Origin of the sequence: Nocardia sp. NPDC051030 (assembly GCF_040683015.1) — a bacterium.
Taxonomy (GTDB): Bacteria; Actinomycetota; Actinomycetes; order Mycobacteriales; family Mycobacteriaceae; genus Nocardia.
In genome coordinates, this window is the sequence record NZ_JBFBCD010000004.1 from 443,781 (window position 1) to 456,328 (window position 12,548).

Annotated in this window: 12 protein-coding genes; 7 read left to right on the forward strand and 5 right to left on the reverse strand. The window is 66.1% G+C overall.

Going from position 1 to position 12,548, the window contains the following annotated elements:
• Nucleotides 1–62: 62 nt before the first annotated feature.
• The 3 genes from AB0N05_RS15665 to AB0N05_RS15675 all read right to left on the reverse strand — a co-directional run bounded on the left by AB0N05_RS15665 (nucleotide 63) and on the right by AB0N05_RS15675 (nucleotide 3,343).
• Nucleotides 63–1,148, reverse strand: coding sequence for an alpha/beta hydrolase family protein (locus AB0N05_RS15665; protein WP_364693436.1), 1,086 nt, complete (start codon nucleotides 1,146–1,148; stop codon nucleotides 63–65).
• 274 nt (nucleotides 1,149–1,422) lie between these two features.
• Nucleotides 1,423–2,118 carry a response regulator transcription factor gene (locus AB0N05_RS15670; protein ID WP_364693439.1) on the reverse strand — a complete coding sequence of 232 codons (696 nt, stop codon included), beginning with the start codon at nucleotides 2,116–2,118 and terminating at the stop codon, nucleotides 1,423–1,425.
• The gene (locus AB0N05_RS15675) at nucleotides 2,108–3,343 is read right to left on the reverse strand and encodes a sensor histidine kinase (protein ID WP_364693442.1); all 1,236 of its coding nucleotides are present in this window, start codon (nucleotides 3,341–3,343) and stop codon (nucleotides 2,108–2,110) included. Before AB0N05_RS15675 ends, AB0N05_RS15670 begins: the two co-directional genes overlap by 11 nt.
• 164 nt (nucleotides 3,344–3,507) lie before the next feature.
• On the opposite strand from AB0N05_RS15675, the gene AB0N05_RS15680 reads away from it, so the two are divergent.
• Nucleotides 3,508–4,059: a hypothetical protein gene (locus AB0N05_RS15680; RefSeq protein ID WP_364693445.1), complete on the forward strand. Its 552-nt coding sequence runs from the start codon at nucleotides 3,508–3,510 to the stop codon at nucleotides 4,057–4,059.
• Between the two features lie 3 nt (nucleotides 4,060–4,062).
• Here AB0N05_RS15680 and AB0N05_RS15685 read toward each other — a convergent pair whose 3' ends face one another.
• Nucleotides 4,063–4,482: a hypothetical protein gene (locus AB0N05_RS15685; RefSeq protein WP_364693448.1), complete on the reverse strand. Its 420-nt coding sequence runs from the start codon at nucleotides 4,480–4,482 to the stop codon at nucleotides 4,063–4,065.
• A 37-nt stretch (nucleotides 4,483–4,519) separates the two neighbouring features.
• Nucleotides 4,520–5,947: a mannitol dehydrogenase family protein gene (locus AB0N05_RS15690; protein ID WP_364693451.1), complete on the reverse strand. Its 1,428-nt coding sequence runs from the start codon at nucleotides 5,945–5,947 to the stop codon at nucleotides 4,520–4,522.
• 99 nt (nucleotides 5,948–6,046) lie between these two features.
• Here AB0N05_RS15690 and AB0N05_RS15695 point away from each other — a divergent pair, with 99 nt between their 5' ends.
• The 6 genes from AB0N05_RS15695 (at nucleotide 6,047) to AB0N05_RS15720 (ending at nucleotide 12,483) form a co-directional block, all read left to right on the forward strand.
• Nucleotides 6,047–7,078, forward strand: a complete 1,032-nt coding sequence (locus AB0N05_RS15695) for a sugar-binding domain-containing protein (RefSeq protein ID WP_364693454.1) — start codon at nucleotides 6,047–6,049, stop codon at nucleotides 7,076–7,078.
• A gap of 7 nt (nucleotides 7,079–7,085) precedes the next feature.
• Nucleotides 7,086–8,405 (forward strand): sugar ABC transporter substrate-binding protein, encoded by a 1,320-nt coding sequence (locus AB0N05_RS15700; protein ID WP_364693455.1) that lies wholly within the window; start codon nucleotides 7,086–7,088, stop codon nucleotides 8,403–8,405.
• A gap of 62 nt (nucleotides 8,406–8,467) precedes the next feature.
• Nucleotides 8,468–9,382, forward strand: coding sequence for a sugar ABC transporter permease (locus tag AB0N05_RS15705; RefSeq protein ID WP_364694610.1), 915 nt, complete (start codon nucleotides 8,468–8,470; stop codon nucleotides 9,380–9,382).
• The gene (locus AB0N05_RS15710) at nucleotides 9,382–10,221 is read left to right on the forward strand and encodes a carbohydrate ABC transporter permease (protein WP_364693457.1); all 840 of its coding nucleotides are present in this window, start codon (nucleotides 9,382–9,384) and stop codon (nucleotides 10,219–10,221) included. The genes AB0N05_RS15705 and AB0N05_RS15710 overlap by 1 nt, the downstream gene beginning before the upstream one ends.
• Nucleotides 10,222–10,248: 27 nt before the next feature.
• On the forward strand, nucleotides 10,249–11,376 hold the full coding sequence (locus AB0N05_RS15715; RefSeq protein ID WP_364693460.1) for an ATP-binding cassette domain-containing protein: 1,128 nt from the start codon (nucleotides 10,249–10,251) through the stop codon (nucleotides 11,374–11,376).
• Between the two features lie 57 nt (nucleotides 11,377–11,433).
• The gene (locus AB0N05_RS15720) at nucleotides 11,434–12,483 is read left to right on the forward strand and encodes a lysozyme inhibitor LprI family protein (protein WP_364693463.1); all 1,050 of its coding nucleotides are present in this window, start codon (nucleotides 11,434–11,436) and stop codon (nucleotides 12,481–12,483) included.
• Nucleotides 12,484–12,548 lie beyond the last annotated feature (65 nt).

A 12,548-nucleotide genomic window follows, 5' to 3' on the forward strand; every position in this document is an offset into this window, starting at 1 on the left:
GATTACGTGGGCGAAGTCGGAAAGCGAACCAAGAGGCCGAGAGCTCGGGGCCTCCGGGGTTGTTACTTGGCCGGAGGGCCGTCGCCGCCACCGGGAGGGCCTTGGCCGTCGGCGGGCGGGCCGGGCTGGGCTCCCGGGGGTAGTGGCTTGCCGATGTTCTGGGCCAGGTCGGGACCCAGGCGCTTGGCTACCTGTTCCCAGTTGCCCCAGTTGTGGACGCCGATGCTCGGGAAGTCGTAGGTGAGGTTGTCGTAGCCGAGGCCCTGGAGCTTCGACTGGAAGGCACGGGTATTAGCCAGGGCGATGCCTTCGAGCGGCATGCCGAGGGTGATCGCGTCCGAGTTGGAGAGATCCTGGTTGGCCGGAACCGCGCTGCCCGCGGCGATGTAGAGGCGAGTGTTATTGGCGATCAGGTTCGGCATGAACTGGTACGGGTCCATGCGCGCCCACTTGGCGCTGCCCGCGGCGGCCATGGAGTCGACGTTGTAGCCGCCGGCGGCGAGCTGGGCCAGGCGGATCGCCTCGCGCATGCCCGGAGCGGACAGGTACAGGTAGCCCGACAGCGAACCGGCGTAGTTGAACTGATCGGGGTGGTAGGCCGCCAGCATCAGGGCCGCGCCGCCGCCCATGGACAGGCCGAACACGCCATTGCGAGAGGTGCTGAAGCCCAGGCGATCCCGCAGCGCGTCACGCAAGTTCTGGGTGAGGAAGGTCTCCCAGGTGTAGGTGCTGGTCTTGCCGATGGTCTCGTCGAAGCCCGCGATGGCCGAACCGGAGTCCGCGCCGGGCAGGCCGTTCGAGTCGGGGTTGTAGCCGCTGAAGCTGCTCGGCTGATCCCAGTCCACATAGAAGCTGGACATGCCGCCGACCGGCATCACCACATTGATATTGAACTTGGCCAGTTCGGCCGGAATGCTGGTGTGCACTTCCCAGCCATTGCCGCTGCTCAGGGCGCGTTCACCGTCGAGCAGGTACACCACCCGGTCGGTATTGCCGTCGGCCGCGCGAACGACCCGCGACTTGATCTTGCCCATGCTGGAGTCGACCCAGAAATCGATCGCCGACGGATCAAGATCAGCCGAGGCCGGTCCGGCCGCTACCACCGACGCCCCGAACGGCAGTAGTCCGACCACCACGGCTCCGATCACGGACCGCTTGAGCCATCCACCCCGGGATCTGTGTCGGCGCTCCTGCGCCCCTCGCACAGCCACGCCACGCATATCCAATTCGGCCTTTCTGTTGTGCGGCCCCTCGAGCCGCGTCCCCACGATCGACCCGCCGCCGCGAAGACGCGTCGCGGCAGATCTTGTGGTGCAGCATATCCGCTCGCCACGCGGGGGTCTCATCGAATGGGGCTGTGAGGCAGCCGACCTCGATTGTGCTGGTCAGACCGGGTGCGAATTGCCGGATTTCCAAACGGAACTATCGGTGCCCCGGATTGCCGCCGGGCGCTACCACTCCCGTCTCATACGCCAACACCACGAGCTGCGCCCGATCACGCGCGTCGAGCTTGGTCAGCAGGCGTCCCACATGGGTTTTCACCGTGGCGACGCTGACGAACAACACCGCGGCGATCTCGGCATTCGATCGTCCGGCGGCAACCTGCTCAAGCACCTCACGTTCACGGTCGGTGAGCTGTTCGAGCCGGGTGTCGCGCATCTCGGAAACCGGTGCCCGGCGCACGAATTCGCCGATCATGCGGCGGGTGATGCTCGGCGTCAGCAAGGCCTCGCCGCCCGCCACCACTCGAATCGCGTGCAGCAACTGTTCGGGCGGAGTGTCTTTGAGCACGAAGCCGCTGGCCCCGCTGCGCAAGGCCCGGTAGACGTGCTCGTCCTGATCGAAGGTTGTCACGATGATGACGCGGGTGGCCTCGAATTCCCTTGCCGCCAAATGCCGCATCGCCTCGAGGCCGTCCATGATCGGCATGCGGATATCCATGAGCACGACATCGGGATGCGATTGCCGGGTCAGATGGACCGCTTCCGCGCCGTTCGCGGCCTCGCCGATGACGGTGAGATCCGCGGCGGAATCGACGAGAATGCGGAAGCCCGCGCGGACGAGGGCCTCGTCATCCGCGATCAATACCCGGATTCGGCCCTGCGGCTCAGTGGTCATCGGCGGCCCGATCGATCGGAATCCGGGCGACGACGCCGAATCCACCCTCCGCCCGCGGACCGGCCTCCAGCGTTCCGCCGAACAGCGAGACCCGTTCGCGCATACCGAGGAGCCCGAGCCCCTGCCCGGCATCCGGACTCGCAGGCCCGCCCCTCCCATCGTCATAAACCGAAATCGTCAACTCCTCCGCCGCGTGACGCACCTCGACCCAGCCGTGCGAGGCGTGCGAATGCTTGACGATATTGGTCAGCGCCTCCTGGACGATGCGATACGCCGAAGTCTCCAGCAAGGCCGGATACGCCGCGACCGGCCCACTCGCGCGATAGTCGATGGCGAGACCCGGATGCCGCGTCTCCGCCACCAGCTGAGCCACCGCCTCCAGCGTCGGCTCGCTCTGATCCTGTTGCGGCACATCATCTCTGAGCTGATTCAAGACCCGCCGCAGCTCGCCGAGCCCCTCCCGACTGGCCGTCTCGATCGCCGCCAGCGCGCGTTTCGCCTCGTCCGGCTGCTCATCGGCGACCAGGCGCGCCACCCCGGATCGGACCGCGATCATGCTGAGCGTGTGCGAGAGCACGTCGTGCACATCCCGCGATACCCGCAGCCGCTCCTCGGCCCGAACCCGGCGTTCCCGCTCGATAACCTGCCCGCGCGCCTCGGCCTCGAGCTGCCGCCCGTACCCGCGACGGGTTTGCAGCAGGTAGCCGAGCAGCCATGCGGGCGCGGCCGCCACGAGCTGAACCATGTTCTGGTCCTGATCCGGATGCCAGGCCATATCGAACTGGGCGGCCACAATGGTGGCCAGCACCGCGGCGACGGTCGCGAGCAGCGAAACCTTGCGCGGCAGTCGATCCGCCACGGTGAACACCGCGACCGCGATGGCCGGTCCCGCATTGCTCACCCACAGCGTGAACCGAACCCCGCACAGCGAGGCCAGGCAAATGACGACGGTGACCGCCACCAGCGTCGCCATCGGCCAACGACGCCGAACCAGCAGCGGCGCGACGGCGAGCACCCCGAACGCCGCGATGGCCGGTTTCGATCCGACCCCGTCCGTCCAACCCACCAGAATCGGCAAGGTGAATACGGCGAATGACGCGAGCGCGATGAGCGCGTCGATCGCATCCACGGATTCGCCCCGATGCGGCCACAGATCCGGACGACGCCACCGAGGCGCTGGTGGCGAATGCGGTTCCCGCTGGTCGGCGGACAGTGCGGTGGTCATATCCCGACCGTAATCCCCCACACCCGCGGTCCGAGTCCGGCGCGAGTCCGATACCCGCGTCATCCCGGAGATGGACGAGCGCGCGGCATCCACCCCGGGGATGACCTCCGAACCAGCTCTCGGCCCGACGACAGCAATGGCCCGCGCCGACGATTCTGAACGCCGTGAACACAACCACGCCCACCATTGCCCGGCAGTTGTCGATTCCGCTCGTCGCGCTGGCCTCCGGATTGTTCCTGGCCGGTGTCATCGCGGGCGGCGTGACCTATCTGGAGCGCTCTCCGGAGCGGCAGCCCTTTGTCCCGGGCACGGACGCACTGTGGCAGCACATCATTCTGGCGCTGGTCGCCTCGACGATCTTCATCGTCATCGAACGCCGCCGCGCGCAGCCACATTCGCCAATCGTGCTCCTCGCACCGCTCGGAAAGTCTGCGGCACACCGGATTCGATACACCTTCGCCTCGGTGCCGCGGCGGCCGAAAACCATCTTCCGTCTGCTCGCCGCGATCCCACCCGCCGCGCTGCTGCTGTTCGGCCCTTTCCGCATGGGCATCCAAGTTCTCGGCGGCCTCGACCCGAATTTCACCGTCAATGCCTGGGGTGGCCCGAGCTACCTGGGCGCGATGGCCTTCCACTACTTCGATGGCGCGCTGATGATGGTGGCGGCCGCATGGCTGCTCGACCGTCTTCTCCTGCGCGATACCCGATCGGTATGAGATCTACAGGGTGAACGAGGGACTTCGGCCGTGGGCGTCCAGGCGGCCGTCGCCCCAGCTGGAGCTGCCATAGGCGTCGATCTCGACGGCGTATTCGCCGGGGGACAATCCGCCGGGAAGTCGTACCGATGCCCGAGGGTGGGTGTCCACAATGTCCAGGTAGGTCCGTGCCGGTGTGCCGTCGAGGGCTATCAGGAAAACGCGGGCGCACTCCAGCCGCTTATGCGCCGCCGCCTCGGGTGACAGCGACCAACTGATATCGACGGATCGATACTCGCTATCGGTGAATTCGATGCTGACCCGCAGCACCGCTACCTCCTCCAACCCGGCTTGGTGCCGCACGGCGTCCTCCTCCAGCGCCCGGACCGGCCGCGCGCATGCGGCGCGCCTCGGCGGGGCTTCCTTCTGGGACCAGGCTGGCACGGACCTCTCCGCGAGGCAATCCGAGCAGCTCACAGCACTACTCGCCGATCAGTTCCGTGAGGGTTGCCGTGGCCCCGCGGGTGATCAGGGAGTCGAGGGCCTTCCGATAGGAGGCGACGAATCGCGGGTTGTCGATGAGGTCCCCGAAAAGGTCGCGGTCGGCGAGGAAGGCCAGGGGGTCGTGGCGCTGGCTCAGTGCGTTGGCCAGTAGTCGGTCTCGGCGCGGATCGACTATCTCGATCGGATCGCCCTGCTCGTCGACGCCCTCGCAGTAGCGGGCCCAGGCGGCGAGGACGGTTGCGCCGCAGTCGATATCGCCGTCGTGGTCGAGTCGATCGAGAATCACCGGCACCACCCATTTCGGGATTCGCTCCGAGGCGTCGGCGCACAGGCGGGCAATGGTGTCGGCAATGGCCGGATTGCCGAATCGCTCCAGCAGCGTGCGGCAGTAGGCGGCGAGATCGATGCCGGGCACCGGGCGCAGGGTCGGCCGCGCTTCCCGCTCGAGATACCGGCTCAGGAACCGTGCCAGCGGTGGATCGGCCAACGCGTCGTGCACCATGCGATGGCCAGCCAGGTAGCCGAGGAAGGCGAGTGCCTGATGGCCGCCGTTCAGCAGGCGCAGCTTCATCAACTCGTAGGGCGCGACATCGGTGACGAGCTGCACGCCGACAAGGTCGAATTCCGGTCGGCCCAACGGGAATTCGTCCTCCAGCACCCACTGATCGAAGGGCTCGGTCAGGACCGGCCAGCCGTCCGCGATATCGAACCGATGCCGCAATTCGGCGATCATCGCCGGGGTGGTGCCCGGGGTGATCCGGTCGACCATCGAACTGGGAAAGGCCCCTTCACGCGAGATCCACTCGGCCAGTCCGGCATCCTGCCGCCGCGCGAAGGCGACGAAGGCCTCGCGAGCGACCGCGCCATTGTCCGGAATATTGTCGCAGGACATTACGGTGAACGGCGGCAGGCCGCGGGCGCGGCGGCGCGCGAAAGCCGCTGTCACCAGGCCGAATACGCTGACGGCCGTGGCGTCTTGCGCAAGCTCCGGGCGGTATCCGCCCTCGGTGATGGTGAGCGAGACGATGCGGGTGTTCGGATCGGCCAGCGTCTCGACCACTGCTTCGGGATCATCGGGCGCATAAAGGTATTCGACGATCGCCCCGATCACCCGAGGCGTCCATTCGCCACCCGGTTCGGCCACGCACAGCGTGTAGAGACCGTCCTGTGCGGCGAGCACGTCACGCATGCGGCGGTCGCCGGGCAGCACGCCGACCCCGCAGATTCCCCAGTCGCGCGATCCGCCCTGTTCCAGCAATCGGTCCAGATACCACGCCTGATGCGCGCGATGGAAGCCACCGATGCCGAAATGCACTATGGCCGTGCCTATCTCCTCTCGATCGTAGGTGGGGACCGGAATTCGGTTCGCGATTGCCGCCAGATTGCGCTCGTTGGGTTCAGTCATGACCGCCCCGAATGATTGTTGCGTGCATCACATTTCGAATGATACCTTCATGAGCAATCGCTCACACGTTGAGCATTTGCTCACCGATGAGGAACCGCCGTGACGCTCGACCCGCCCCCACCCACCACGTCGGACGACGTGCGGCTGACCCTGCGGGCCGCGGAGCTCTACCACCTCGAGGGAGCCACGCAGGCGGAAATCGCTGCCAAGCTGGGCGTTTCGCGGGCCACCGCGGGCCGACTGGTGGCCCGCGCCCGCGCCCAGGGCCTGGTCCGCATCGAGATCACCCTCCCCGGCGAGCTGCGCGACACCGTGCACACGGAGCTGGAACACGAGCTGGAACAGCGCTTCGGACTCACCGAGGCCCGCGTCGTCGGCGCACCCGGCGGGGATGAGGCTCCGGGCGATCACGTGCTGGGGCGCGCCGCCGCCGAAGTCCTGGTGCGGCGACTACAACCGCACGATGTCCTCGGCTTCACCTGGGGCCCCGAGACCGTGGCGATCGCGAAGGCCCTGCGCGCCAGGGCAACTCGCTGCGCACGGGTGGTCCAACTCGACGGCGCGTTCACCGCCGCCGACTATCAGACCGGCATCGACTACACCCTGGGCCGCTGCGCCGAAGTCCTGCGCGCCACCCCCGTCCGGCTGTACGCCCCGCTCTACGCCGATCCGGCCACGGTCAAGGCATTGATCGAGGATTCCGCGGTGGGACAGGCGCTTTCGATCGGCGCGGCCGCCGATGTCATGGCCTTCGGCGTCGGCACGGCCTCCACGGCGACCACCCTGTACGCCGGGGAATACCTCGACGCGAGGACCCTCGCCGAACTGCACGAACGCGGCGCGGTCGGCGAAATCGGCGGGCGGTTCTTCAGAAGCGATGGCACCGATGCGGGCGGCGATCTACCCGCGCGCACGGTCTCGGTGCCCCTGAACGCGGTCCGGGCCTGCCGGACAGCGGTGCTGGTCTCCGGCGGAGAGATCAAGCATCAAGCCATCCACGCGGCATTGCTCGGCGGCCTGGCCAAGGTCCTGGTCACCGATGTCGGCTGCGCGCGCTGGCTGCTGGATAGGAAGAAGGAGGCGACCGATGCGACATTCGGTCCCAACCCATCGAAGGCGCCGAACACCTAGGCTCGCAATGCTGTTCGCGACCGTCGCACTGGTAGCAACCGGTTGCGCGGGAGCGGGTTCGTTCACCGGCGGCGGCGCGGATACGGTCACCATCGCGATCGTGTCGAACTCGCAGATGCAGGATGCGATCGGCTTGGCCCCCAAGTTCGAAGCCGAGAACCCGGGCATCAAACTGAAATTCACCTCGCTCTCGGAGAACGAGGCCAGAGCCAAAATCACCGCCTCGGTGGCGACCGGGGCCGGTGAATTCGATGCCGTGATGATCAGCAATTACGAAACGCCGCAGTGGGCGGCCAATGGCTGGCTGGTCGACCTCGACCCGTACATGAAGCAGAACCCCGGCTACGACAAGGCGGATATCATTCCGTCGCTGCAGAAGTCGCTGTCGTATCAGGGCGATATGTACTCGGTGCCGTTCTATGGCGAATCCTCCTTCCTGATGTATCGCAAGGACCTGTTCGATCAGGCCGGGATCACCATGCCCGCGCAGCCCACCTGGGATCAGGTCGCGGGTTGGGCCACGAAGCTGAATACGCCTGACACTGCGGGCATCTGCCTGCGCGGCAAGCCCGGCTGGGGCGAATCGCTCGCGCCGCTGACCACCGTGATCAATACCTTCGGCGGACGCTGGTACGACGAGAACTGGAACGCGCAGCTCACCAGTCCGGAGACCACCCGCGCCACCGAGTTCTACATCGACCTGATCCGCAAGTACGGCGAACCGGGCGCTGCCACAGCCGGTTTCGGCGAATGCGCTACGCAGTTCTCGCAGGGTCACGCCGCCATGTGGTACGACGCCACCGCTGCGGTCGGCGTCACCGAGGATCCCAAGTCCAGCAAGGTGGCGGGCAATGTCGGGTACGCGCTCGCGCCGATCCAGTCCACGCCACAGTCCGGATGGCTCTACACCTGGTCGCTCGGCATTCCCAAGACCAGCGACAAGCCCGACGCCGCATGGAAATTCATTTCCTGGATGACCTCCAAGGAGTACATCCGGATGGTCGGCGAGCAGCTCGGCTGGACGCACGTGCCACCGGGAAGCCGGTTGTCCACCTACGACATTCCCGGGTACAAGAAGGAATCGGCGGCCTACGGCGCGGTCACCCTGCAAGCCATGGCGAGTGCCGATCCCGAACATCCCACCGTGAAACCGGTGCCCTACACCGGGGTTCAGTTCCTCACCATTCCCGAATTCCAGGACCTGGGCACCAGAGTCAGCCAGCAGATCAGCGCCGCGGTGGCGGGGCGGACCAGCGTGCACGATGCTCTCGCCCAGTCTCAGCAGTACGCCGAGGTGGTCGGCAAGACCTATCGGAAGGACAACTAGCCGTGTCCGGAACATTCACCGCCACAAAGGATTCAGCGGCCCAGGCGGGTACTTCGGCAGCGGTGCCGCCGCTCGTCTCGAAGCGGGACAGGATCTCCCGGGTCGAAGGCTGGCGGCGTCGCGGGCCGCTGCTGCCCGCGCTGATCTTCATGGTCGTCGTCACCCAGATACCGTTCGTCTTCACGCTGTTCTACTCGACCCAGTCGTGGAACCTGGTGCGGCCCGGCTCCCAGCATTTCGTCGGATTGCAGAACTACGCGGATGTGGTGCGCGACAGTCAGTTCCGTCAGGTGGCCTGGCACACCATTGTGCTGATCGTCGGCACCGTGCTGATCTCGGCGATCCTGGGGCTGCTGTTCGCGCTGCTGCTGGATCGGGCGTTCTTCGGCCGCGGCGTGGTGCGCACGCTGCTCATCACGCCATTTCTGGTGACTCCCGTTGCCGCGGCATTGATTTGGAAGACGACGCTGCTGGACCCGGTGTTCGGCCTGGTCAATTTCGTGCTGAAGCCGTTCGGCGTGCATCACATCGATTGGGTGAGCCGGTATCCGCTGCCCGCCGTCATGGCCGATCTGGTCTGGCAGTGGACGCCGTTCATGATGCTGCTCATCCTGGCGGGCTTGCAATCGCTACCTCGGGACGTCATGGAGGCGGCGCGGGTCGACGGCGCGGGCACCTTCGCGCTGTTCCGGGAGATCACCCTGCCGCATCTGCGCCGGTTCCTCGAACTCGGCACCGTGCTGGGGGCGATCTACCTGGTCAATACCTTCGACGCGGTCTACATGATGACCTCCGGCGGGCCCGGTATCGCCAGTTCCAATCTGCCCTTCTACATCTATCAGCGCGCGTTCCTCGGCTTCGATATCGGGCAGGCCGCGGCCATGGGCGTGGTGACGGTCGTGGCCACCATCGTGGTGGCGACCCTGGCGCTGCGCCTGATCTTCACCAGTTTCACCGGAAAAGAGGAGGCAGCCTGATGACCGCCGCCACAAGTATTCGCAGGCAACGTAATTGGGGCAATATCGGCTGGGGCGTGCTGGCCTGGGTGATCGGCATCGGCTTCTTCTTCCCGGTGCTGTGGATGGCGCTGACCGCCTTCAAACAGGAGGGCGACGCCTACACCGATCCGCCGAAGCTGTTCTTCGCACCCACCCTGGATCAGTTCCGCGCGGTGCTGGACGGCGGTATCGGCACCAGCCTGGCCAATTCCGCCTTCGCGACCGTGATATCCACGATTCTCGTTCTTGCCCTGGGCATTCCGGCCGCGTTCGCGCTGTCACTGCGCCCGGTCCGCAAGACGAAGGACGCGCTGTTCTTCTTCATCAGCACCAAGATGCTGCCGGTCGTGGCGGCCATCGTGCCGCTGTATGTGATCGTCGGCGATATCGGCCTGCTGGACAATATCTGGGCGCTGGTCATCCTCTACTCCGCCATGAATCTGCCCATCGCCGTCTGGATGATGCGCTCGTTCTTCCTCGAGGTGCCCGGCGAAATACTGGAGGCCGCGAGCATGGACGGCGCGAGCCTGTGGACGGCCATGCGGGAGGTCATCCTGCCGCTCATCTCACCCGGAATCGCCGCCACCGCGCTGATCTGCGTGATCTTCTCGTGGAATGAATTCTTCTTCGCGGTGAACCTCACCGCGGTGCAGGCCCAGACGATTCCGGTGTATCTGGTCGGATTCATCACCGGCGAGGGCCTGTACTGGGCGCGACTCTCGGCGGCGGCGGTGCTCACCGCGCTGCCGGTCATTCTTGCCGGGTGGCTCGCCCAGAACAAGCTGGTGCGCGGGCTGTCCTTCGGCGCGATCAAGTAAGCCTGTATCCAATTAAGGATGTACGAAATGTCCACCGTGAGTTACCGATCCGCCTCCTGCGTCTATCCGGGCGCGACCAGCCTGGCCGTCGATTCCCTCGATCTCGATATCGCCGACGGCGAGTTCGTGGTCCTGGTCGGGCCGTCCGGCTCCGGCAAGTCCACCGCGCTGCGCATGCTCGCCGGGCTGGAGGAGATCGATGCCGGGTCCATCACCATCGACAATGAGGACATGGTCGGCGTGGCGGCCAAGGATCGTGATATCGCCATGGTCTTCCAGAATTACGCGCTCTATCCGAACAAGACCGTGGCCGAGAACATGGGATTCGCGCTCAAGATGCGCGGCGTGGGGCTGGAGGAGCGCAAGCGCCGCGTCGCCGCCGCGGCCCAATTGCTGGATCTGACCGAGTATTTGGATCGCAAGCCCGCCAAACTGTCCGGCGGACAACGCCAGCGCGTCGCCATGGGCCGGGCCATTGTGCGCGAGCCCCGGCTGTTCTGTATGGACGAGCCACTGTCCAACCTCGATGCCAAACTGCGTGTCGCGACGCGCGGCCAAATCGCCGCGCTGCAACGACGATTGGGCACCACCACGGTCTACGTCACGCACGATCAGGTCGAGGCCATGACGATGGGCGACCGGGTGGCCGTGCTGCGCGACGGCAAGCTTCAGCAGTTCAGCCCGCCGACCGAGCTCTATGACCGCCCCGCGAATGCCTTCGTCGCGGGATTCATCGGCTCCCCCGCCATGAACCTCTTCGAGGCGGAGATCCGGTCCGATGGCGTGGTTCTCGCGGGCAGCACGCTCGGGCTTCCCCGCGAAACCCTGGATCAGCTGGCGGCGGCCCACCTGACTTCCGTCACCGTGGGCATCCGACCCGAACAACTCGACATCGACGGCGGCGCACCGGGTTTCCCGGTCACGGTCGAGCTGATCGAGGAGTTGGGTAGCGAGTCCTACGTCTACGGCCGCCCGGCCACGCTCTCCACCAATGGCTCCGGCCTGTTCGTGGCTCGTTCCCCGCACCGAGCTCCGGCCAAACCGGGCCAGTCCATCACCCTGCGTGTCCGTGATGGCGGCATCGTGCATCTGTTCCACCCCACCACCGGCGAGCGTGTTGTCGACGCCGATGTCCACGCCCGCTCGAGCCAATGAAACAGACAAACCTCACCAATCGATGTCAGAGCGAATCGATCATGGAGAGGAACTGCGATGGCGTGGGGGGAACAGCGTTCCGATGACGTATGGAACCAGGACACCGAGGTATTCGAACGCTTTTCGGATGAGGACCTGGCGCGCATGGACCGCGCGCACGGCCGGATCCCGAAACGCTCGCAGACCCGGCGATACGTGATCATCGCGGTGGCGGCGGCGGTGATCGGTGCGGCACTCACCGTCGGCGGGGTCGTCGCGGTGCGAAGCCTCACCTCGTCGCCACAGGCGAGCCCGGCGGCGGCACCACCGGCGGCGACCAAACCGGCGGCACCGGTGACAACCACCGCCGCCGGGACCCCGTTCGTCTACACCGTGGAGCCCTGGTCCACGGACGGCAAGCCCGCGAAAGCCCATTCCGCGCTGGAGGATTGCTCCCAGAAGAACTCCACCAGCGACATAGCGTCCTGCTACCAGGACCATATCGAGAACACCGATGCGGCCATAGACGCCCTCCAACTCGCGCGCTTCACCAAGGAACCGGAATCCGGCCGAGCCGACATCCTCGCCGAGGACAGCGCCTGGCTGGCCGCCCGCCCCAACACCTGCAATGTCTTCAAGACTGGCGGCACCATCGACCGAATCACCTTCGCGAAATGCCTGCTCGACATCTCGGAGGCCCGCCTGGCCGACCTCCAGGGCATCACGGTCCCGAAAGCGACGCTCGGCCTCCCCACATTCAAAGAGAATCACGACGTCAAAGACAGCGACTGGGCCCTCGCCGACTGGTACACCACCCCGAAGGGTTCCCGCATAGCCGCCACCGTGACATCGGAAGCCCAAGCCGCCAGCACCACCTGCTGGCAAATCATCGGCGGCCCCTCCGGATTCACGGTCGACCCCACCCAGTTCTACTTCGCCAAGGGCTCCGAAATCACCCCCGGCCAAACCCCAGCCAATAAAACCAGCCCCGCCGGTCACCACGTAGCCCCCGGCGAAAACTACGGATTCTGCCTCTCCTACAAGGGCGCAAAAGCCCGCCTCAACCAACCCGGCAGCTTCACCTACTCCCCCGACACCCCCGTCGCGGAGTGGAAGCGCCTCAAATAGCCGCTTGCCGAGCAACGAGTGTTCATTGGTGCAGGGCTTTTCCGGCGTGTCGCCTGCACTAATGA

Excerpts from the sequence above, each read along its gene's own strand:
- AB0N05_RS15715 (WP_364693460.1), top strand. The coding sequence starts at position 10,249 with ATGTCCACCGTGAGTTACCGATCCGCCTCCTGCGTCTATCCGGGCGCG.
- AB0N05_RS15720 (WP_364693463.1), top strand. The coding sequence starts at position 11,434 with ATGGCGTGGGGGGAACAGCGTTCCGATGACGTATGGAACCAGGACACC.
- AB0N05_RS15690 (WP_364693451.1), bottom strand. The coding sequence starts at position 5,947 with ATGACTGAACCCAACGAGCGCAATCTGGCGGCAATCGCGAACCGAATT.
- AB0N05_RS15710 (WP_364693457.1), top strand. The coding sequence starts at position 9,382 with ATGACCGCCGCCACAAGTATTCGCAGGCAACGTAATTGGGGCAATATC.
- AB0N05_RS15670 (WP_364693439.1), bottom strand. The coding sequence starts at position 2,118 with ATGACCACTGAGCCGCAGGGCCGAATCCGGGTATTGATCGCGGATGAC.
- AB0N05_RS15675 (WP_364693442.1), bottom strand. The coding sequence starts at position 3,343 with ATGACCACCGCACTGTCCGCCGACCAGCGGGAACCGCATTCGCCACCA.
- AB0N05_RS15700 (WP_364693455.1), top strand. The coding sequence starts at position 7,086 with ATGCTGTTCGCGACCGTCGCACTGGTAGCAACCGGTTGCGCGGGAGCG.